Below are 23,584 nucleotides of genomic sequence, written 5' to 3'. Positions count from 1 at the left end.
CCTCCTAAAAAACGTACATTAGCATAATCATCAGTAATTGGAATAGGAAATTGACAATAGGAAAAAGTACCTTATCAATAATATTAAATACTAAGAGTAAAATTAAAATAATATAGGAGTATTTTTCTAATCCAAAAAACTTTGCTTCATATTTATCTGGTAGAGCAATTAAGAGCAACTTAGAGCCATCTAACGGTGGAATAGGAAACATGTTAAAAACAGCTAAAACAAGGTTAATAAAGATAGTATAAACCAAAATGTTGTTGAGAATGGCATTGCTAAAGTATTGAACTTGAAACCCTAGAACGAAGGAGAAGAAAATTGCTAAAAGGACATTAGATAAAGGTCCTGCTATGGAAACAAGAAAGTATCCTAACTTTCTTCTTGTAAAGTAATTTGGATTAATGGGAACGGGCTTAGCCCAACCAAATCCTGCAAATATTAGCATTAAAAATCCAATTATATCAATGTGGGCAATTGGATTTAGTGTTAATCTTTTATACTGTTTTGCAGTGGGGTCACCTAAGAGATAGGCTGTATATCCATGGGCAAACTCATGAACACTCAATGCAATTAATATGCCTGGCAAGGTCATTAAAATTCTATTTAAATCTAAACTAGGCATTCTTCTCCCCCTTCAGGCTCCTATAAAGTTGCTGAGCAAATTGAATTTCTTCTTCTCGACGGTAAATGTTGCCCTTCACCTTCTCCTCCAGTACCCTCTCTAATACAATCCTAAAAATCGGACCAGGTTTAATCCCCAATTTAATTAAATCTTCACCTGATATTTCTACGTGAATCTCCTTTAGCTTTAAAACATAGAACAGTAAATAATGTTTCACATAGGAATGATCACAGTCGTTATAATAATAGATGATACTCTCTAATGAAAACTGGTTAAGGAGTTGATATAGATCATAGCTATTGAGATCTTCTTGCTTTAATTGCTCATAAATGATCTTTCTATTTTCCAATGTTTCTTTTATTTTTGAATAGTTTCCTTTATTTGCAATCAATTTGTTTAGACTCTCCACTAAGTCATGCTCATTTAAATCAGATAAAAGGTGCATTAACACGATTAAGACCACCTCAATTTCATCAGGCCTGGACTCATATGTCCTAAAATAGTTTATTGTCTCTTTTAAGGTTTGTAGTTTTTCAACATTTGCCTGTGAGGCTTGAAGCTTAGGGTGGATTATTTCTAATACCTTAAAACGATCAAGTGAAAGTATATTCTCTTGGATGTTCTTTTCTAGAATCGTGTTTAAAATCTCTTCTCTTAAACGCTCAGCACTCAGTCTATCTAACATGCCATCTTTTATGGCTTCATGTATAAATGTCTTGGTCTCATCTTCGATGTTGAAGTTAAGTCGTGTACTAAATCTAATTGCTCTAAATATTCGTGTGGGATCTTCAACAAAGCTTAAATTATATAAAACCCTAATATTCTTATCCTCTAAGTCCTGAATTCCCCCAAAGTAGTCAATCAGTTGACCGAATTTGGATTTGTTTAATTGAATTGCCATGGCGTTAATTGTAAAGTCCCTTCGAAATAAATCACTCCAAATAGAGCTCTTTTCTACTTGGGGCATTGCTGCAGGATACTCATAATATTCTCTTCGGGCTGTGACAACATCCAATGTCCTTTTATCTGGCAATTGGATTGTTGCAGTACCGAATTTTTCATGGATCGTTAGGCGTCCTTGAATAATCTCATTTAAAGCTTGAGCAAAGGCAATCCCATCTCCTTCCACAACAAAATCCAAGTCTTGATTTTCTTCACCCAATAAAAAGTCTCTTACAAAACCACCCACAATAAAAACATCATTGCCCATTGTATCTCCTAGCTGCCCTACCTGTTGGAACATAGTATGTATATCCATCGGGAGTTGCGCTAGCTCTTTTTTAAAATTATAGGATTTCAGTGATTTTTCATAGGTTTCTTTATACCAGTAGGGACTCCCGGCACCATACATGATTTTCAAAACATCTGTTCTGGTGACAATTCCAATTAATTGGTTATCTTCTACTACAGGTAGTCTTCCGATATTATTACGAGTTAGTAATAGGTTCATCTCTTTAAGGGTAGTGCTAGGGTTAATTGTTTTCACATTCTTAGTCATAAAACCCTTTACTGGTGCATGTCCTAATCCATGAATAATGGCCTTATCTACATCAGTTCTAGAAATAATACCGATCATTTGATCTCCTTCAAGAACCGGCATTCCAGTATGTCCATATCTTAGCATAATTTTATTTACTTCTTGTATTTTCATGTGCTCATACACTGTTTTTACGGGGTGGCTCATCATTTCTCCAGCTGTTAATTGGGGATTAACTCTTTCCTTTAATGATTCTATGAGTTGATTTTTTAGATCAAGGGGATCTGCTTCTTTTACAGTTGCAGAGGCCGCCCGTTCATGACCCCCTCCATTAAATGGGGTTAAAATATAAGGAATATTAAGGTTATCACTTCCACTTCTTCCAACTACATAACAATTCTTGTCCATTTTAACGATTAGAAAAACCCCATCGCATCTTTTAATATCCATTATTCTATGTGCGATACTTCCTAATCCCCCAATAAAGTGATCATAGGTTGATACAGCTATGACAACTTCATTACCCTTGATATTAATCTCTTGACACTTCATTAATAATTCATTTAATAATTGGTTCTGCTCATACTCTAAAGATGCCTGTACATATTGTGAAACGATTTGTATGTTAGCACCCTGGCTTAAGAGAAAGGCAACAGCTTCCGCATCCTTATCAATTGTCCCATTAAATGTTAAACAGTTTGTATCTGCATAAATACCAATAGCAAGTAATGTTGCCTCAAAAGAAGTCAAGGAGATCTCTTTGCTTATGATTTCCTGAACCAATATAGTTGTACATGCACCATAGGGCTTAATTATTTTGTTTTCACAATCGATCACATTATCACCCTGAATATGATGATCAAAAATTGTTATTTTTATATTTTTATCCACGAGCTCTTTAAACTTACCAATTCGATTTGGTGTACTCACATCTACAATAATGAGTTCCTCTATTTCATCTAAATCCACCTGATTAGCATGATTGATTGATAGTGAATTTTTGTATAAATTAAAAAATTGCTTTACATAATCATTCAATTTGCCAGAAAAGAATAATCTTGCATCAGGATGCAACTTTGAACAAGCTACCATACTAGCCAATCCATCAAAATCTAAATTTTCATGACTAATAATTACCTTCAATTACATCACCCCTTTGCACTACATTATTTAATTATAGCATAAATCATTCCTAAGAAAAAGTAGAGCAGTATAGTACACTGCTCTACTCTCCAACAACACTTCTTATCATTTTAGTAAACATATTGACCACATTAGCTTTTTCTATGTCACTCTCACTAATAATGTCTACTCGCCCTACTTCCTTCCCATTGATAGTGGCAATCACTTCCCCCATTTTATCACCTTTTAGAACAGGGGCATTAGCAAACTGTGGTAAGATCACTTCCTTTTGTACTTGGTCTTCTTCACCCTTTTTCACAAGAACCTTTAGGTCCTCCTTTGCTACACCTCTAACGATTGATTCTTGACCTTTTTGAATGTTGATATTACCAATGAAGACATCTCTTTCAGCAATTTCTATTGTATTATAATTTGCAAATCCAAAGTCAAGTAATTGAGCAGCTTCACTAAATCTAACCTGTGAGGTTGGGGCCGCTAACACAACAGCTATAAATGTGTTATTGCCTCTTGTGGCTGAAGCAGATAAACAATGTAGGGCTGCTTGTGTAAATCCTGTTTTTAGTCCAGTAGCACCTTTATAAGTACGGATTAATCGATTTGTATTTACTAACTCTTGGGTTGATTCTCTTTTACCTACAACCACTGTATCCATCCATGTTGTCAACCATTTCTGCACATCTGGGTACTTGAGTAGTTCCTTAGACATTAAAGCGATATCATAAACTGAAGTCACATGTCCTTCTGCTGGGAGTCCATTTGTATTTATAAAAGTCGTGTTTTTCATTCCCAGCTCCTTAGCTCTTTCATTCATCTTTTGAACGAAAGCATCTTCTGAGCCTGAAATATGCTCACCTATTGCAACACAGGCATCATTAGCTGATCGTATGGCAATTCCTTTCATTAATTCCTCTACTGTTTTAACCTCACCAGGTTCTAAATAAAGCTGGGTGCCACCCATACTAGATGCTCTTTCACTAACGACTACTTTGTCATTCAAAGTAATTCTATTTGTGTCTAACGCTTCCATAGTTAAGAGCATTGTCATAATTTTAGTAACACTGGCTGGTGGTAATGATTCATGAATGTTTTTTTCATACAAGACTTCACCTGTGGCAGCATCAATTAAAATTCCAGCTTTACTCTGTAATTCAAAGGGCTGAGCCAATAGGGTTGTGGTATTTAATGCCAGTACTGTCATTAAGATCAAACACCCACTCATCAGCTTTAAAAACTTTTTCCTCTGCATATCGTCTCCTCCTTATTGTTTTGTCAATATTATATTCTCCAACAGGAAACATAGTTATACAGAGAGAAGAAGACACAGCTAATGTAAAAATTACCCTCCTGTTACACAAAGAGATATAAAAAAATGAAGAGACTGTACTTACAGTCTCTTCATTCCCTCTTTACTGACTATCCCAAAAATCAGTTGTCTTTGCTGAACTTTTATTTCATTTATTTCATATGCATTTTCAAGTAATTGTAAAGCATCTTCTTTTTTAGATTCGTCATTATAGTGAACGTAGGCTAAGATATCGCCTTTTTCAACGAAATCGCCAATCTTCTTATTCAAGACAATCCCAACGGATAAATCAATCACACTCTCTTTTGTTTCTCGTCCAGCCCCTAGGACTAATGCGCTCATTCCGATGATATCGGCCTGAATTTTATGTATATAACCTTGCTCTAGGGCTTGAAGTCTATAAATGCCCTTGGATTTAGACAATAAATCAGTATTATAGATCACCTTTGGATCGCCGCCTTGGGCTTGAATGAACTTTTCAAATACCATAAGGGCCGTGCCCTGATCAATTGTATCCTGTATCATTTTCTTTCCATCCTCTACAGTGGCAACCCTCTCTGCTAGCAATAGCATATATGCACCTAGGTGTATACATAGGTTTGTGAAATCTTTAGGTCCATTACCCTTCAAGGTTTCAATGGCTTCTTTTACCTCTAAACTATTTCCAACCGCGCACCCTAAGGGTTGATCCATATCCGTAATTAAGGCAACAGTTTCTCGATTCATTTGACAGCCTATTTGAACCATTTCCTGAGCAAGATCAAATGAGTCATCTAAGTCTTTCATGAAAGCACCACTACCTGTTTTGACATCTAAAACAATGGCATTTGCTCCTGAAGCCAGTTTCTTAGACATAATGCTACTTGCAATTAATGAAATATTATCAACAGTTGCAGTCACGTCTCTTAATGCATACAACTTTTTATCTGCGGGAGCTAAATCTCCAGTTTGACCTCCGATGGCCAACTTTATCTCATTCACATTATTAACAAATTGTTCTTTTGTCATATCTACAGTAAAGCCTGAGATTGCCTCTAGTTTATCAATGGTTCCTCCGGTGTGTCCCAATCCTCTTCCTGACATTTTGGCTACTGGAACACCGCAGGCGGCTACCATAGCTCCTAGGGCAATGGATGTTTTGTCTCCAACGCCTCCGGTACTGTGTTTATCCACCTTAATTCCTTCAATATCACTGAGGTCAATCAAATCTCCTGAATTCATCATGGCTTCAGTTAAATATACAGTTTCTTCTTTATTCATTTTTTGAAAGAAAATTGCCATTAATAGTGCAGAAACTTGATAATCTGGAATATTCCCATTTGTATAACCCTCTATAAAATAAATGATTTCCTCCCTAGATAAAGCAGATCCTTCCTTTTTCTTAGAAATAATATCTACCATTCTCACCCTTCTAACACCTCGTTTAAAATCCCCTTCACTAAAGAAATGAACTGGGGACGTGTTTTATTTGCAATTGCAATGACTTGCTCATGACTAACCGACTCTAGTTCTTCAGGGATCGCCATATCTGTTACACAGGATAATCCCAAGACTTTGATGCCAGCATGTCTAGCTACAATTACCTCGGGTACTGTCGACATACCTACAGTATCTGCCCCTAAAATTCTCACCATGTTTAATTCCGCCTTAGACAAGTAATTTGGTCCACTGATTGCAAGATAAACACCTTGATGAATCTCAATCTGGTGTTTAGCCCCTACCCGATGGACTAATTCAATTAACTCTCGATCATAAGCCGATGACATATCTGGAAATCTTGGTCCAAGTTCAGACATATTTGGGCCGATCAACGGATTGGCTCCTGTAAGATTAATATGATCTTCAATGACCATTAGTGCTCCTGGATGGAGTTTTGCATTTAACCCGCCACAGGCATTGGTCACCAATAACAATTCCACCCCAATTGCCTTCATAACACGTACTGGAAAAGTAATCTCCTGCATGGAATACCCTTCATAGTAGTGAAACCTTCCCTGCATAGCTACAACGTACTTTCCTTCTAATCGGCCAAGCACTAATTGTCCAGCGTGACCTTCAACAGTAGAAGTGGGGAAATGGGGTATCTCTTTGTAATCAATTATGACTTTATCCTCAATTTCATCTGCTAATGTCCCTAATCCTGACCCTAATATGAGACCAATACTTGGCTTTAATGCAGTTTTTGACAGGATAAATGCTTTTGACTCTTGAATTTTAGCTAGTAAGTCCTTCATCGCAGCTCCCCCTTAAATGGTTTCAATAATTCGTTTGATGTAATTCACAAAGTTATCTCTTGTCTTGGCAGCGGTTTCCATTACCTCATCATGATTTAATGGTTGGTCTAGTATCCCTGCGGCCATATTTGTAATACATGAAATACCCAGTGCCTTAACCCCTCCATGGGCAGCTACGGTTATTTCGGGCACAGTTGACATCCCCACTGCATCAGCTCCAAGGATTCGCATCATTCTTACTTCAGCTGGCGTTTCATAGGTTGGACCAGTCATAAAAGCATAGACGCCATTTTGAATATTCATGTCCAAATCAACGGCAGCATTTTTTGCAATATCGATCAAGCCTTCGTCGTATGCATTTGATAAATCAGGAAACCTGACGCCAAACCTCTCATCGTTAATACCGATAAGGGGGTTATCAAACGAAAAATTAATATGATCTGTGATGATCATTAAGTCTCCAGGAGTAAAATCATAATTCGCTCCGCCAGCAGCATTTGTTACAATTAAGTTTTCAATTCCTAAAGCAATCATCACTCGTACGGGAAATGTCACCATTTTCATAGAGTAGCCTTCATAAAAATGAAAACGTCCCTTCATTGCAATCACGTATTTATCCTCTATTTCTCCCATGACCAATTCTCCTGCATGGCCTTCTACTGTAGAGACAGGGAAATTAGGAATATCTTGGTAAGCAATCACTTCAGGATTCTTAATTTCTTCAGCTAAAACACCTAGCCCGGATCCTAAAATGAGTCCTATTTGTGGATTATTCTTAATCCTTGATTTTATATATTGAATAGATTCATTGATTTGTTGATATGAATTTTCCATTATATTAAACTCCTTATATCACATTTTAGTTACATTTAATAATTTTCTACTCTAAAATGAATTTTTTGAAACTTTCACCATTGCCTGTATCATCGATATTGAGAATGTCTGAAATCGTTGCAGCTATGTCTGCAAAAGACTTTCTTGTGCCAATATTGACACCGGCCTTAACCTGTTTTCCGTAAATGACAATAGGAATATACTCCCTTGTATGATCTGACCCTTTGAAAGTAGGATCGTTTCCATGATCAGCAGTAAATATAATTAAATCCTCATCATTTAAATGGCTTAAAATTTCAGGAATACGACGATCCATTTCTTCTAAAGCTTGTTTATATCCTTTTGGGTCTCTACGATGGCCATATTTCGAGTCAAAATCAACTAGATTCGTGAAAATAATTCCTTTATTCTCCTTTTTTAAATATGCTATGGTTTGATCAATACCATCCATATTATCCTTGGTATGTATTGCTTCTGTAATGCCATTTCCGTTAAAGATATCTTCGATTTTCCCAATACCTATCACATCCTTGCCTGCCTCTTTTGCTATATCTAACAGGGTTTTCCCAAATGGATCTAGTGAGTAATCCCTACGGTTTGATGTTCGAATAAAATTGCCTGGATCCCCAACAAAGGGTCTAGCAATTACCCTTGCAACGGCATGGTCGCCCCTCATAATCTCCCTAGCGATTTCACACATTTTATATAACTCCCCTAGGAGGATCACCTCTTCATGGGCTGCAATCTGAAACACACTGTCAGCAGATGTATAAACAATTGGATGGCCCGTTTGCATATGCTCTTTTCCCAGTTCATCAAGAATAACCGTTCCCGAAGCAGGCTTATTGCCTAACATCTTCCTCCCGATTTGTTTTTCAAAGTTTTCAACCACATCAGCTGGAAACCCTTGTGGATAGGTATTAAAGGGTTCGGTGACCTCTAAGCCTACCAGCTCCCAGTGACCTGTTGTTGTATCCTTTCCATTAGAAACTTCTGCTGACTTACCATAGGCCCCCTTGGGACTTTCAACCGGATTCACACCTTGAATGTCTTCGATATTACCAAGGCCCAATGCTGTTAAGTTAGGGAGGGCAATCCCTTGTTCTACCTTAGAAATATTGCCTAAGGTATTGGAACCAACATCACCAAATTGGTCAGCATCTGGTAAAGCGCCAATTCCTACACTATCCATAATGAATAAAACAACTCTATTAATCATCACTTACCTCCTCTTTTTAATTCTATTATACCCAAGTGAAAATGAACTTTATCACCTTATCTTTTATAAGAGAGATTTAATCCATAAAACAGGACCTGATATCAGGCCCTGGGATGGGTTTTATTATATACATCCTTGATTTTATGTTTAGTTAACTGTGCATATACCTGAGTTGTTGAAATATCAGAATGGCCTAACATTTCTTGCACAGATTTAAGGTCAGCTCCGTTTTCAATGAGGTGTGTTGCGAAGGAGTGTCTTAATGTATGGGGTGTAATACTTTTTTCGATAGCTGCTTGCTTTGTATAAACCTTTATAATTTTCCAAAACCCTTGCCTCGTTAAACGGCCCCCATGATAATTAAGAAACAAACTTTTTTCTTCATTATCTTTAGTAAAAGCATCCCGATAATAATTTATGTATTTCTGTAAAGCGATCAAAGAAAGGGTCCCAATAGGTATCACTCTTTCTTTAGTATTATTACAACATCTAATATATCCAAGATTTACATTAACATCCTCTAGATTTAATGAGATTAACTCTGTCACACGAATTCCGGTGGCATAGAGCAATTCTAACATAGCTTTATCCCTTATTCCTTTTGGCGTAGTATTTAATGGTTGTTGTAACAACAATTCCACCTCTTCAAGTGTTAATATGTTAGGTGGTTTTTTCACCATCTTAGGAGATTCTAAATTAAACGTAGGATCTATATCCACTTTTTTATGTAGTAATAAATAATGATAAAAGCTCCTAAGGGAAGCTAAACTCCTTGAAATCGTAGAGGCAGCACGCCCCTCCTTTTGTAAGTAAAATAGATACGTAATAATCGTGGTTTTTGTTGTTTCTTCTATATCATGGATATCACTTCCTGCTAAGTAGCTTGTAAATTGCTTGACATCTCTTTTATATGACTCCAATGTATTTGTTGACAGATGCTTTTCATTTTTTAAGTAAATGATAAAATTGTTTATTAATATATCCATACGAAAACTCCCCTATACGGCATGTATTTACGTTACTTGAATCTAGTATTTTACATATATATACGTATTCTACATATTGTGTTTATTTCCTGCTAAGAATGCGCTTTAATATTAGGTTATGTCTTCATTGATGGCTTTTGTTAGATATACCGACTGATTAACCGTATAAAAATCGGCGCTAAAAATGCTTCTATCAAGCCTGGAATGATAATGAGACCGAACAGAATGAGATTGAGTATACTGTATTGAATAAATTGTTTTCCGAAGCTAAAGTTTCTTACTTTATTAACCTTTGATTTAATTAATCGTACTGTGAAAGACGTTGAGATTACACCTGACAAAATAAAGATTCCTATGATGAGTATGTTTTGTGGAAAAATAGCAAATAAAAATAATAGAAACCCTATCATTTTAAATTCTTCAATGAGGACCCCCACGGTAAATCCAATCACAAAACCCTTGAATCCAACAATCATAAACACAAAAGGAATACCAATCACGGTGATCCCTAGTATCCAATTAAGTGCTAGTAACTGAAAATTGTTGGTAAAGGATTGTTTGAAAATCGTCACACCATTTAATTCATTAGCGTCAAACAACTGAAAAAAACCTTTCAAATAGGAAACAAGCTCTTGTTTTTGATGGACATCTAGCGCTTTAACCGTAAAGGCACCTACAGAAATTCCTATCAGAAAGCATAAAATCACAAGGGCGTATATAAAGATATGTTCTTTAATGTGTTTCTCAACCCATGTGATTATACGATTGTTTTTCATATTTATTCCCCCTCTAAATGCATCACTTTTAAAATCATTATGCTTAGAAGGAGACTTTTATGCCTTGTCCTTTACGAGTTGGCTTTCTTTAAAAAACGTTGATTGGCAGTTAAAATACCGATAATTGTTTTTGCATCCTTAATTTCACCAAGTTCAATCATCTCAAGGGCATCTTGAATGCTTAATTCAACTACTTCAATATATTCATCTTCATCTGGTGTTGCGATTCCCTTATCCAAATCTAAGGCAAGATAGAGGTGTATGACCTCATTTGAAAAACCAGGTGTTGTATAGAAAGAAATAAGCTTTTGCATATTAGAAGTACGGTATCCTGTTTCTTCTTCAAGTTCTCTTAATGCGCACGCATCAGCTTCTTCATCTTTCTCAATCTTTCCTGCAGGAATTTCTAATAGACTATCTTCTACAGGTTTTCTGAACTGCTTAACCAGTACAATATTTCCTGAGTCTGTTAGGGCAATAATTCCTACGGCCCCAGAGTGCTCTACAATTTCTCTTTTAGAGTATTTTTTATCTGGCAATTCAACTGTATCCACTCTCAAGTTTATAATTTTCCCTTCATAAACCCGCTCGGTTTTCATCGTTTTTTCTTCCATGGTCATAATTTAACCTCCCAATGAATATAATAGGACAAACATCAATTAAAAATAGGGGTGGATTAACGTGTTAAAAATCTCTCGTGAGAAATTATTCTATTGCGGTAAGGTAGGCATACTAAGACAAATGCTTACAAATTTTAAGGGCCAACAAATTACACTTGCAGATTTTCTTCAAAGCCATACCGCATCTTATGAACATAAGTAGCCGCGGCACTACAAGTTAAGAAAAAAGCTGGATCATCAGAAAAGCTTCTCCCCATTGAATTGACAGATAAATTAAAATTTTGTAATGCATCTTCAAGTATACTACCATCTTCCACTATGAATTCATGCTTTGAATCTAAACCTAACGTTTGAATCTGATGACTAATCCAACCCTTTTGTTCTTTGTTCAAATGAGGAAGCACAACCTTGGATTTACTTCTAGTAATTTTATCTAGCACTGTAAGGGAGTGGTGGCTCATTCCTTTATGTCTTATTCTTGGATCTGCAAAACTTATTCTTGGAACAGCTATTGCTGTTCCTTTTAGCAAATCAACTGCATCTAAGATGCTTCCTTGCTCTATACCACTAAATCCATAGGTTGTTCCTGTACCCACAATACCAGGCCCCATGGATACAATGATGACATCACACTGTGTTAATTCCTTAGCTGCAATGAGTCCATTGTAAATATTAACACACTCTAATTCTCCTCCGAAGGCATGTCCTATGGTAATCGTGTGGTCAATTATTTTTTTCGACCTCAACTCGTACACTGTATTACTAAAGTCAATAGGCAATGCTGCTCCGTCAGTCATAATATAAGCAATGCGTATACGATGATTCAATTGTTTCAATGTGCATGCAATCGGGATTAACATGCTGTGTAATGTGGCAACAATGACTGGTAATCCTTCTAATGACTTGAAATTCTTGAAAACATCGTGGTGAGGACTGGTTTGTTCCTCAGCTGCTAGCACTTTTAGCTGATAGGGTGTATACCTTAACTTCATAATATGTCCTTGTCCGTGAAGTGGTATTTCTGAATATCTTAAATTAGCAACAACATAGTGATATCCACCTGTCCCTAGTTTCAAGTCAACAGCTGTTGTATTTAATATTACTTCGTCATTGAATTCCACTTCTCCTGTTAAATTATTATAATTGATGGCTCTTTCTTCATTCTCATTGATTTTCACCATAATATCTGTTCGTCCCTTAAATTTTCTTTCAAGTGACGTTACAATACCTCTTCTCAAACTCATCATCATCTTTTCACCACTTTTCTCATATCTTTAGCTATATATCCCACTTTTGCAATCTTTACTCACTTAAATCATCTATTAAGCCACTGGCTTTATATCAATGTGTCTTTCTTCCTAAATTGTCTATAAACCTCAATATCGAATTACCGTCTATTATTTTTGATATTGAATATTTTTCTGCAATCATATGTATGATGATTAAAATAAACAATAGCAAATACTTTACGATGCTTGAAAAACTTAACATACTCATAATACCCAATGTCATTCCCAGTGTATTAGATCCTACATCTCCCATCATATACTCTGCTCGTAAATCCTGAGGAAGGTACACAATACAATATCCAAGTATCGTGAAGAAAATGATTCTAGACTCATATGTGATTCCAAGGATTAAAAACACCATCAATAGACTAATATATCCCTTCATAGCCCTACCTGGTCTTAAATCAAGTAGATTGATTAAATTAGTAAATAACCCTAACAATAAGGTGTTTAAGATGAGTTCTATAATACTACTGGATAATATGCTACTGATCAGTAAAGCCGTCAGACCCCCTAAGACTGCCTTTAAGCCCCCTGTGGTTAATCGTCCCCTTACTAATTGTCCAAGGTGTCCCTTGAAGCCTAAAGTGTCTCTACTCCCTACTGTATCATCTAATAGGCCTAAAAAGGCCATCATTAATATACCAATGAAAAACAACAGAAGTACATTAAGTTGAAACCTTTCAACTTTAAAGTAAAACGGATATATGGCTTGGATTAAGAATAATTGAATGGTCATAATCGGGATAAGTAATAGACCCATACCTACTGGGATCTCTTTGTTTTCATAGTTTTTACCAATCATTCCTGATTCGATTAACAGTTGTCTTAAATAGGGTTTCATGACATAAGTCAGGGTTGCACTTAGGATTAGTAACATTATTTCCATTTTATCACCTTTGCTTTTCTTTGAAAGAATGTTTTAGTAGAACACATAGTATTTGCCAAAACTGCTTTCCTCTATGAATAAATCCCGTGAGGTTTCTTCCGGTTTCATTATGAAGCATATTCACCTCAACCTCTTCTATATGGTATCCTTTCTTTAATATGTCAATTGTCATACCAAGCTCAACACCGTAACCTTGAAAGTTTGTATTAATATTTTTCAATACATTACTTTTTAAGGCCCGCTGTCCTGAAAGTACAGTGTCTAGTTTATGACCTGTGTGTATATAAACACCATATTTGGCTAATTTTTTAACAAATCCAAAGCCTCCTTTTTTCTTTGAAGGTGGAAATTTGCCTATTGTCACATCAGCCCTTCCTTCGCTGATGGGAAGAATGAGTTTAGAGAAATCTATGACACTTTCTTCTAGGTCGGCATCCAATAAGAGAATGATATTTGAATTTTTCAATGCTTCATTGATGCCCACTGTCAGTGCATAACCTTTCCCACGGTTTTTTAATTGTTTAAGTAGTTGAATTCCTTCGACTTTTGAGGCATACTCATAGGTCTTATCGGTAGAGCCATCATCTACCACAATTATTTCATCAACCATTTTACTTTTCTTTAATGTTGTTAGGGTTTTAATAATTCTTTTTTCCTCATTATAAGCAGGAATAACGATGGAAATATGATTTTTCAACCTTTAGCCCCCTATTCTTCAATATTTGTTACCGAAGGGACGAGCTCATCAGCCGTGGGTTTTTCTCCAAAATTCCCATCAGCTCCATTTAGCACTAAAACCAATGAGATTTCCCCGATTTTTGTATTTACATTATCTATCGTTGAAACAGTAGCTTGCTTATAGTATGAAATATAAGAATACCCTACGTCTAAACGCTCCACAGCTATGGTTGGCAAGTTATTTTCTCTAAACCGATTAATCAAATCTATATCAATCATATTGGGTTTGTTTTTGTCTTCACTAATATGTCCTCCTGCAAGTACTACTTGATTAATGGGATAGACTGTTAGATCATCATAATAAGTCACTACCTGAATGAGTTGATTATCAACCAATTCAACAATAAAATGACTGGCTTCGCCACTTTTTACATATCCTGTTATTTGATGATTCACATAAGATAACCAATCACTTCTACCCACAAGATCTAGTTGATACACTAAATTGATTTCGTCAATATAGGATTCAGAAACATTAAAGAGTTTATCTGTATAAACGATTTCCATTGGAATCAATGCACCAGCATTTTCTAAGGTTTCTCTAATATTGTTATAATAAAACTGATCTGTTGTTTGAATAATCCCTACGTTGATTCCTAATAGTCGCTCAGAGATAACTTCTAAATATACTTTTTCAATAAAATTATCCTTCTTATTGTTTTCAATGGTTATTTGTTGTATGTTTTGTTCTAACAACTCTTTTTCTATCTTAAACTCACTAAAGCGATTTTCTAAACTATCTATTAAAGCCTCCTGATGTTTAAAGTAAATTTCTTGTCCATTCATATTAAACCCGATGAACATACCAATACCCAGGGCTATAAATATTGCAGCAATAGAAATGACAAAATATTTTATGTTAAGCATGGCTCATTCCTCCATCTATACACCTAAAAACATTCTAATCCTGATACTCAACAACCTAACTAAGCTTTGTATGGGGTGTGAAATGAGTAATATAATGAGTACAGGAATTAGGGCTGCTAAGACTAGCCATATAATGTGTTTAAATTCAAACACACTTTTATATAATTTATTAACCCCTTTGGCATCAATCAATTTCCCACCGATTTTCATTCGAACTAAAAAAGTACTAGCCATACCCTTACGCCCTTTTTCTAAAAAATCGATCATGTTTGAATGTGCCCCTACTGCCACAATTAAGTCTGCACCTTTATCGTATGCCAGTAGCATGGCAATATCTTCACTTGTACCTGGTGCAGGAAATATAATCCCTTCTAGATTTAAATCCTGTACCCTCTCCATCCCTGGGGCTCTTCCATCTGGATAGGCATGCACAATAATTTCTTTACTCTTTATTAAACATTCATCCGTAATACTATCCATATCTCCAACAATCATATCCGGGATCAATCCAAACTCAAGCAATGCATCCCCTCCTCCGTCTACACCAATTAGAACTGGTTTGACTTCACTAATATAAGAGCGAATCGTGCCTAGGTCCTCACGATAATTTTGTCCTCTAACCACAACAAGAACATGCTTTCCTTTAATTCTGGTTTTAACATCTGGTATCAATAACTTTCCTAATATAAAATCTTTCTCTTTGTATGCATACCGTAGTGTGTTCACAATAAATTTCCCTAATTCTTTTTCAATGTTTTCTTCCGCCACACAGAGTAACCTTTCAACTTTCGCACTGGTTAACTCTTCAACTGTAGCAATTTTTTTTTCTTGATAGAAGAGGCTATCTGATTCAATTTTAATTAGCTGACCTTCCTTAAGTATTTTGAATAAATCTCCTTCCTTCACATCAAAAATTGGAACATTAGCTTTATTTAATATACCAGGACCTAGATTAGGATAACGCCCGCTTATTGAAGGCTCACAGTTGACAACAGCAGCAATTTTTTTTTTGACTAGTGAGTTAGCAGCGACTTCATCGATGTCCCTATGGTTTATTACTGCTATTTCGCCAGTATTGATTCTACTGACCAATACTTTGGTTTTCTCATCCATTTTGACTCTGCCCTTTATTATCATCAATGCTACCTCCACTTTTTTCTATAGTTAGTATTTGTATAATTTTAATAAACATTCTCAGGATTCCATCTTAGCATCACTTTTATATTCTAAAACAATGGTAAGATAGCTGAGAACCTGTTTGAGGAGCTTTGTATTTAATTACGATTTCATCCTTTTACTTTGTACTTTTTTTCAATATAATAAGGGTAGTGGCAGTTCGAAACTGAAAAGTGAAAGCGTTTTACAAAAAGGGAGTGATTGATTGAATCAAATAACTGCAATTGAGCCTCAAAAATCAACTGATACCAGAGTTAATGTGTATATTGATCAAAAATATGCTTTTTCATGCCATAAAGAAGTGATCATTAAATTTCATATTCATACAGGAGATCAAGTGGATTCAGTGAGGCTCTCACAGATTATAAAAGAAGACGAGATTAAAAAAGGATTTCAAAAAGCCTTAACATACTTATCCTATCGTTCTAGAACTAAGCAAGAAGTTTATGATTATTTAGAAAAGAAAGAGTATCGTACTGAAATAATTCAGGAGGTACTAGCTAAGTTATCATATTATCAATATATAGATGATCAGCAGTTTGCAATAGACTTTACAAAGAGCAAGATCAACTACCAAGGAAAGGGGAAGTCTTTGGTTAAACAGGATCTGATGAAGAAGGGCGTAAAAAACGAACATATAGAGCAAGCTCTTGAAACCATACCTCTAGAAGACGAGATTTTGATTGCCAAGAACCTAAGCAAAAAATTCTTTTTAGCCAAATCTAATCTACCCATTAAAGAACTGAAGAATAAACTAAGTGCTCGTTTGTCATCAAAAGGATTTTCCTGGGAGATTATTCACCAGTGCCAGAATTTTTTAGATCACGATACCGAAGTGCAATCAATCATTTTTTCTAAATCAGATATCTATGAAACAGAAGCATTAAAAATCGGTGAAAAAGTGTTGCAAAAACACCAAAGCAAGGTAGATAATAATTACCAATTAAAACAGATCATTTCTTCTAAACTATACCAAAAAGGCTTTGAGAAAGATCTTATTTCCCAGATCACAAGACAATTGTTGGATTAATAAAAAGATCTCTATGTAAGGATGAACACTCACATAGGGATCTTTTATGTTTTTCACTCACTTTAACGAATTCAAAGGGTCACTCGATTAGTTTACATAACCTTTTTACAGCAAACAATCAGAGTTGAGTTTCTTTAGTATCTTAGCAGTATAAATAGAGTCATTTAAAGCCTTATGGAAACGACTGTCTATTTCTATATTGAAAGTTTCTACTGCTTTTTTTAATCCTATTTGTTTTCCCTTGGGCAAATCCAAGTAATTCATACACATTTTCTGTATGTCACAATATTTATCAATCCAATTGGTTTGGATTTCAAAAAAACTACAGTTTCTTTTTAATTCATTTATATCATCTTTGCCCCAGGAGCACATAATGAATTCATCTTCATTAATCCAATGTTGTAGTGCTGTAATTGAAGAATTTAAGGACTTTCCGCCTAACAAATCCTCATTTGTTATTTGCGTTTTCTTCTTTACCTTAGGATGGAGTTTGGTATACAGTACAGGCCTAACAAACATTTGAAATGTCTCTTCAATCTCAAATTCATCGTTTGTTTTGACTGCACCAATTTCAATGATTTCTTGTGGACATAAAGGATTTGTATTTCCTTTCATCAGTCTTTTTGTCTTCCTATCTATTCGGAATGCAGAATTAAATTCAAAATCAAATATAATATATTTCATATTCTATAATCACCTACTATTTCAATTTTCATTTGCTATTACTATTCTTTAACATCTTCATGAAAAATAAACACTTGATAATATTAATCTACCACCAATATTATCAAGTGTTTATACATTTTCAATTACAGTGATTTTAATCTGTCCTATCCAATTCTTTGTTCTAACCTTAGTTTATCTGCTACCATTGCAATAAATTCTGAATTAGTTGGTTTTCCTTTATCATTATGAACTGTATATCCAAATAAGTTGTTTATTGTGTCTACCTTACCTCTACTCCACGCAACTTCAATTGCATGGCGAATCGCTCTTTCTACTCTACTCGAGGTTGTGTTAAAACGCTTACCAATGGAAGGATACAATTCCTTAGTAACGGCACTTAAAAGTCCTACATCTTCAACAACCATTGTAATTGCCTCTCTTAAATATAAATATCCCTTGATGTGAGCTGGAACTCCAATCTCATGTATAATGTTTGTAATTTCCGCTTCTAGGCTTCTGTTATTCGTTACTAATGGTGTCTGCCCAGACATATTGTATCTTCTGTTTTCTGTTGGTAGGGATATGCCACTGGTCATTTCTCTGATTCTTTCTATAAATACTTCAAAGTCAAATGGTTTAATAACATAGTAATCAGCGCCAAGGTTAATCGCTCTTTGGGTGATCTTATCTTGTCCAACAGCAGATAGAATGATTACCTTAGGAAAACTTTCTAAATTGAGCTTATTTAATCGCTCTAATACCCCTAGTCCATCAAGATGTGGCATAATGATATCTAACACAACTAAATCTGGTGTCATTTCTTGAATAAGCTCTACAGCCTCAAGACCATCTTTTGCAATCCCAACCACTTCGATATCTGCTTGCCTTTGGAGATATTCCTTCAAAATATCACAGAAATCTTTATTATCATCGGCAATTAAAACTTTAATATTATTTTTCACTATAAACCCCCCTGAATTTCTCTTTTCTTTTCTCTACTCTATTTATTGATTCGACAATGTAGTATCTTTTCCTTCCTTTACAGAAATTTTATCCAAAAAAGCGTAATACTTTATTCGATACTATTCTTGTAAATACTACAACATTTTATTCTAATAATTGGTTTGTTCCAGCATCCATTCGATATAAATCCCATATCCTCTGGTTGGATCGTTTACTAACACATGGGTTACTGCACCCACAATTTTATTATTCTGGATGATTGGACTTCCGCTCATTCCCTGAACTATACCTCCTGTTTTTTCCAATAAAGTATCATCGGTTACTTTAATCACTAAGCTTTTTGAGTCAGCTTTGCTTTGACCGTTTAATCTTACGATTTCAATATTATATATGTTTACTTCGTTATCTTCTGTTGTGGTTAGTATCTGGGCAGGTCCTTGTTGAATTTCATGTTGAAATGCTATGGGAAGTGGATTATTATATAAATCACTGTCAAGACTAGAAAAAAGTTCTCCATAGACTCCAAAAGCAGTATTTTTTTCTAATCTCCCGATAGGATTATGCATTTCATGAAATACGCCCCTTATTTCTCCTGGCTTACCTCTTTGCCCTTGTTCAACAGATATAACTCTAGATTTCATCATATCTCCATCTCTAATGGCTACTAAATTTCCTGTGTCTATATCTGTAATGCCATGGCCAAGTGCACCAAATTTGTAGCTTACTGGATCATAAAATGTAAGCGTTCCCACTCCTGCAGTTTTATCTCGAACCCATAATCCCAAACGATAAGTTTCTCCTTCAGCAGCTTTGACTGGATTAATATTTTTTGTGAACTCATTTCCATTTCTCTTAAAAGTAAGTTTCATCTCCGATCCATCACTTCCTTGAACTAATTCAGCCACATGTCCTGCGTCATTAATGGATTTTCCATCAATGTACATCAGAGAATCTCCTATACGTATATCGTTTGCCTCTGCTATATTGTGATTGATACTGTTATCATCTTGGATTTCTGCAATACCCACAACTAAAACGCCTTCTGTATTCAGTTTTACGCCAATAGATTGCCCACCTGGTATTAAGTGTAATTTCGGTACCACATTAACTTTAATGGTTCGATAGGGTACAAACCCTAATATTTTCAAGTCTAAATGTGCAGTTCCCTTATCCACGGTTCTAAGTTCAAATTGATTTTGGATTCTTCTTTTCTGATTTAACTTGGTTAATTCTATAATTGACTCAGTATCCACTGTCATAGAAAAACTAAGAGGGAAATGTGCATTGAGTATATGCTCATCCCCTACGGAGATATTGTATTCTTGTGGAATTTGCTTTAATACTTGAAATGTAAATCCATAAACCAGTGCGATAATTATTATACAAAAAAAAGAAATAGCAAATATTGATTTTCTTTTGAAATAATTCACAGGAATCACGCTCCTACCAAATGTAATCATTTTAAAATAAAAAGCATTGTTTTATGATTACTATTAATTTGGCTTATTTGGAGATTGATTATAATATATAAAATATATTAAAGTTGTCACTATCCTCCTTTTTTAACTTTTATTTTTCAGTATTTTATGATTTCAAACATAAAAAAAGCTTACCTGAAACCTAAGCGTTTCGTTTAAGGTAAGCTTGATTAATCATTTCTTCTGCATGCTTTAGGGTGATTTCGGTTAATTCTCCCCCCAACAATCTTCCTAATTCTTGAACCCGGTGTTCTTTATCTAATTTACTGATTGTTGTTTGTGTTGTATCATTTTTTTCCTTCTTTTCGATTAAATAGTGATAATTTGCCATGCTTGCTATTTGTGGAAGATGTGTAATGCAAAGCACTTGATGTTTTTTAGAAATGTCATATAATTTTTCCCCTACGATTTGTGCTGTCCTGCCACTGATTCCTGTATCAATTTCATCAAATATTAAAGTCGGCATATGGTCTACATCAGCCAGAATTGTTTTGAATGCTAACATAATTCTAGACATTTCACCACCAGAGGCAATCTTTGATAATGATTTTAATGGCTCTCCTAAATTAGTTGAAATCAAAAATTCCACATCATTTATTCCCTTAGAAGTAAAAAGCATTTCGCCTAGATGATCTTGCCGTTGGATAATGGATACTTCAAAAGAAACCTTCCCCATATTTAGGGTTTCTAATATAGCCGTAATTTGTTTTTCAAATATATCAGCTGTTTTTATCCTAAGCTGACTCATGGCTAAAGCAAGTTCCTTCAACTCATTTTTCATAAGCACTATTTCATCTTTTAGTCCTATAATTTCAAATTCATTGTTTTCATATTGTTCTAATTCAGCTTGAATATTATGACGGTAATTTAGTATCTCCTTTATGGATACACCATACTTTCTTTTTAGATGGTTAATGGTGTCGAGTCTTTGTTCAATGTCTTCTAATAATAATGGATCAAAGTCAATTGTATCACGATAGTTTCTAACACCCATTGTGATATCTTCTATTTTATATTGCAATTCTTGCAAAGACTCATGAAATTCTCGAAGTGCAGGATCATAGCTTGCAATCTGTTCAATTCCAATTATAATTGTGGCAAGGGTATCGACTATGGCAGAATCCGATGTGCCTCCATACAAGTTATTATATACATTTGAAAGAGTAGAAAAAATTTTCTCGCTATTGGCAACAATTTCTTTTTGTTTTGACAAATCCTCCTCTTCACCAGGAATGAGGGCCGCCATATCAATCTCTTCTATTTGAAATCGTAAGAGATCAATCTGACGCTCTCTTTCCATTTCATCATAACAAATACTTTTTAGTTTGTTTTGCACTTGAATAAGTCGCTGATATCTCTCATTGATTTTAGATAAATAGTCGGCAGTTTTTTCGCCTCCATAGGCATCTAACATATCAATATGATTGTGGGTTTCAAGTAAAGATTGATGCTCATGTTGTCCATGGATATCGATCAGTCTTCTTGTGGCTTTATTTAATATATTCAGTGGAACAATGACACCATTCAAACGACATATGCTTCTGCCACTGGCATAAATTTCTCTTGTAATAATTAAATTTTCCTCTTCATCTATATCAACTCCATAATTACTAAGCATTCTTACTAATTCTACCTTATTTTCCAAGCTAAAAATTCCCTGTATTGTACACTTATTAGCCCCTGTTCTAACTAGTTCTCGGTCTGCTCTAGCACCGATGACCATATTGACCGCATCGATAATAATGGATTTTCCTGCACCGGTTTCACCAGTTAAAATATTTAGGCCGTTTTCAAACTGTATATGTAATTGATCAATCAATGCAAAGTTGCTCACCTCTAGTTCTAACAGCATACGGCCCCTCCAATCTATTTTGTTAACCTTCTAAATTTCTCTTCAATCTCCTGCATTTGATCCTGATCTCTAACTACAACAAATATTGTATCGTCACCTGCAATCGTTCCCATTACGCCTTTTAAATCTACTGCATCAATTGCTGATGCAGCAGCTTGGGCAGCACCTGCCAAGGTTTTCATAACCATTATATTTCCAGCATACTCAATAGATAAGATTGAATCCTTAAATAGTCTAACCAGTCGATCTGATAAGACATTTTCCTGACTTCGTAAAGTAGCATATTTATAATTACCGCTTTTGGATAAAACTTTTATCAAGCGTAGCTCTTTTATATCTCTTGATACTGTAGCCTGGGTTACATTAAATCCAATTTTTCGTAATTCTTCTGATAATTCCTCCTGTGTTTCAATTTCCATGGTATCAATAATTTCCAATATCTTCGCATGCCTGCTATATTTCATAATAAGCCTCCTCTTAAATGATTTAATCCTATCATTATTCATCTTAAGTATGGAATTTTTTGTATAATCATATACCTTACGATTAACTATTCTCCACAGGAAAATAAATTCCTTCAAATTTCTTCATAAATCACTTAATTATCTCCCACTATAGCTGGCTATGAGAAGCTTGAACGACCGCTTTTATTTGATCTTCACTAATAATAGATCCTTCACTGTTGGTTTTCAAATATATCAAATACTCTATATTTCCTTCAGGCCCTTTAATTGGTGAGTAACTCAATCCGTGGGTATACAATTCATGTTCCTTTGCGAAGTCATAAATTTCCTTCACAACCTCTTCGTGCACTTGAATATCACGCACAACACCTTTTTTCCCAACTTTTTCTCTACCTGCTTCAAATTGAGGTTTGATTAATGCAATAATCTCTCCATTGGAGCACAAGAGATTTTTGATGACCGGTAGAACAAGCCTTAGGGATATAAAGGATACATCAACTGATGCGAAGTCCGGCTCTTCAGTTATATCTGTAGGAGTCACATAACGAATATTTGTTCTTTCCATCGAGATGACACGCTCATCCTGTCTAAGCTTCCAGTCTAGTTGACCATATCCAACATCAATTGCATACACTTTTTTAGCACCTTTTTGAAGCATACAATCTGTAAATCCTCCGGTAGAAGCTCCAATATCCATACAAACTTTATTTTGCAAATTCAATTGAAACTCCTCCATGGCCTTTTGTAGCTTTAAGCCACCACGGCTTACATAGGGTATGGGATTACCCTTTATTTTAATAGGCAGATCTTCGTCAACCTTTGTACCAGGTTTATCAATCACCTGCTGATCAACTAAAACAACCCCTGCCATAATAGAGCTTTTAGCTCTTTCCCTGCTATCAAAGTAGCCTTCTTCTACTAATCGCAAATCAATCCTTACTTTCTTACCCATAAG

The 23,584-nt window shown here is 35.2% G+C and carries 22 protein-coding genes; 1 reads left to right on the top strand and 21 read right to left on the bottom strand.

Annotated elements, in window-relative coordinates:
• Positions 1–4 precede the first annotated feature (4 nt).
• The 15 genes from AMET_RS12500 to steA all read right to left on the bottom strand — a co-directional run bounded on the left by AMET_RS12500 (position 5) and on the right by steA (position 16,137).
• A complete protein-coding gene (locus tag AMET_RS12500) occupies positions 5–625 on the bottom strand; it encodes a site-2 protease family protein (RefSeq protein ID WP_012063658.1) in 621 nt (206 codons plus the stop codon).
• The gene (locus AMET_RS12495; RefSeq protein ID WP_012063657.1) at positions 618–3,245 is read right to left on the bottom strand and encodes a CBS domain-containing protein; all 2,628 of its coding nucleotides are present in this window, start codon (positions 3,243–3,245) and stop codon (positions 618–620) included. The genes AMET_RS12500 and AMET_RS12495 overlap by 8 nt, the downstream gene beginning before the upstream one ends.
• A gap of 82 nt (positions 3,246–3,327) precedes the next feature.
• Entirely contained in the window at positions 3,328–4,491 is a 1,164-nt protein-coding gene (locus tag AMET_RS12490; RefSeq protein WP_012063656.1) for a D-alanyl-D-alanine carboxypeptidase family protein, read from the bottom strand.
• 138 nt (positions 4,492–4,629) lie between these two features.
• Positions 4,630–5,949: a pyrimidine-nucleoside phosphorylase gene (locus tag AMET_RS12485; protein WP_012063655.1), complete on the bottom strand. Its 1,320-nt coding sequence runs from the start codon at positions 5,947–5,949 to the stop codon at positions 4,630–4,632.
• A 2-nt stretch (positions 5,950–5,951) separates the two neighbouring features.
• Positions 5,952–6,782 carry a purine-nucleoside phosphorylase gene (locus AMET_RS12480; RefSeq protein ID WP_012063654.1) on the bottom strand — a complete coding sequence of 277 codons (831 nt, stop codon included), beginning with the start codon at positions 6,780–6,782 and terminating at the stop codon, positions 5,952–5,954.
• A 12-nt stretch (positions 6,783–6,794) separates the two neighbouring features.
• Entirely contained in the window at positions 6,795–7,616 is an 822-nt protein-coding gene (locus AMET_RS12475) for a purine-nucleoside phosphorylase (RefSeq protein WP_012063653.1), read from the bottom strand.
• Between the two features lie 46 nt (positions 7,617–7,662).
• Positions 7,663–8,835: a phosphopentomutase gene (locus AMET_RS12470; protein WP_012063652.1), complete on the bottom strand. Its 1,173-nt coding sequence runs from the start codon at positions 8,833–8,835 to the stop codon at positions 7,663–7,665.
• Positions 8,836–8,936: 101 nt separating this feature from the next.
• Positions 8,937–9,821 (bottom strand): site-specific tyrosine recombinase XerD, encoded by an 885-nt coding sequence (gene xerD, locus AMET_RS12465; protein WP_012063651.1) that lies wholly within the window; start codon positions 9,819–9,821, stop codon positions 8,937–8,939.
• A 140-nt stretch (positions 9,822–9,961) separates the two neighbouring features.
• Positions 9,962–10,597, bottom strand: coding sequence for a stage II sporulation protein M (gene spoIIM, locus AMET_RS12460; protein ID WP_012063650.1), 636 nt, complete (start codon positions 10,595–10,597; stop codon positions 9,962–9,964).
• Positions 10,598–10,668: 71 nt separating this feature from the next.
• Complete coding sequence (locus tag AMET_RS12455) at positions 10,669–11,217, bottom strand: NUDIX hydrolase (protein WP_012063649.1); 549 nt, start codon at positions 11,215–11,217, stop codon at positions 10,669–10,671.
• Between the two features lie 149 nt (positions 11,218–11,366).
• Positions 11,367–12,467: a DUF3866 family protein gene (locus tag AMET_RS12450; protein ID WP_012063648.1), complete on the bottom strand. Its 1,101-nt coding sequence runs from the start codon at positions 12,465–12,467 to the stop codon at positions 11,367–11,369.
• A gap of 91 nt (positions 12,468–12,558) precedes the next feature.
• Positions 12,559–13,395, bottom strand: a complete 837-nt coding sequence (locus AMET_RS12445) for an MraY family glycosyltransferase (RefSeq protein ID WP_012063647.1) — start codon at positions 13,393–13,395, stop codon at positions 12,559–12,561.
• A 4-nt stretch (positions 13,396–13,399) separates the two neighbouring features.
• Positions 13,400–14,092, bottom strand: coding sequence for a glycosyltransferase family 2 protein (locus tag AMET_RS12440; RefSeq protein WP_012063646.1), 693 nt, complete (start codon positions 14,090–14,092; stop codon positions 13,400–13,402).
• 11 nt (positions 14,093–14,103) lie between these two features.
• Positions 14,104–15,000, bottom strand: a complete 897-nt coding sequence (locus AMET_RS12435; protein WP_012063645.1) for a copper transporter — start codon at positions 14,998–15,000, stop codon at positions 14,104–14,106.
• Positions 15,001–15,015: 15 nt separating this feature from the next.
• Entirely contained in the window at positions 15,016–16,137 is a 1,122-nt protein-coding gene (steA, locus tag AMET_RS12430) for a putative cytokinetic ring protein SteA (RefSeq protein WP_012063644.1), read from the bottom strand.
• Between the two features lie 244 nt (positions 16,138–16,381).
• Between steA and AMET_RS12425 the strand changes: the two genes are divergently transcribed.
• A complete protein-coding gene (locus AMET_RS12425; protein WP_012063643.1) occupies positions 16,382–17,206 on the top strand; it encodes a RecX family transcriptional regulator in 825 nt (274 codons plus the stop codon).
• A gap of 105 nt (positions 17,207–17,311) precedes the next feature.
• Here the strand turns inward: AMET_RS12425 and AMET_RS12420 are convergent, their stop codons facing one another.
• From AMET_RS12420 to AMET_RS12395, 6 genes are all read right to left on the bottom strand, one after another.
• Complete coding sequence (locus tag AMET_RS12420; protein ID WP_012063642.1) at positions 17,312–17,890, bottom strand: 3'-5' exonuclease; 579 nt, start codon at positions 17,888–17,890, stop codon at positions 17,312–17,314.
• A gap of 146 nt (positions 17,891–18,036) precedes the next feature.
• Positions 18,037–18,834 carry a sporulation transcription factor Spo0A gene (spo0A, locus tag AMET_RS12415; RefSeq protein ID WP_012063641.1) on the bottom strand — a complete coding sequence of 266 codons (798 nt, stop codon included), beginning with the start codon at positions 18,832–18,834 and terminating at the stop codon, positions 18,037–18,039.
• A 150-nt stretch (positions 18,835–18,984) separates the two neighbouring features.
• Positions 18,985–20,265: a SpoIVB peptidase gene (gene spoIVB, locus AMET_RS12410; RefSeq protein WP_012063640.1), complete on the bottom strand. Its 1,281-nt coding sequence runs from the start codon at positions 20,263–20,265 to the stop codon at positions 18,985–18,987.
• 190 nt (positions 20,266–20,455) lie between these two features.
• Entirely contained in the window at positions 20,456–22,165 is a 1,710-nt protein-coding gene (recN, locus tag AMET_RS12405; RefSeq protein ID WP_012063639.1) for a DNA repair protein RecN, read from the bottom strand.
• Positions 22,166–22,179: 14 nt separating this feature from the next.
• Positions 22,180–22,629 (bottom strand): arginine repressor, encoded by a 450-nt coding sequence (locus AMET_RS12400; RefSeq protein ID WP_012063638.1) that lies wholly within the window; start codon positions 22,627–22,629, stop codon positions 22,180–22,182.
• 148 nt (positions 22,630–22,777) lie between these two features.
• Complete coding sequence (locus tag AMET_RS12395) at positions 22,778–23,581, bottom strand: TlyA family RNA methyltransferase (protein WP_012063637.1); 804 nt, start codon at positions 23,579–23,581, stop codon at positions 22,778–22,780.
• Positions 23,582–23,584: the final 3 nt, after the last annotated feature.

Source organism: Alkaliphilus metalliredigens QYMF (assembly GCF_000016985.1).
GTDB classification, from domain to species: domain Bacteria; phylum Bacillota; class Clostridia; order Peptostreptococcales; family Natronincolaceae; genus Alkaliphilus_A; species Alkaliphilus_A metalliredigens.
Note: the sequence above shows the minus strand (reverse complement) of the source record. Positions and strands in the feature narration are given on the sequence as shown.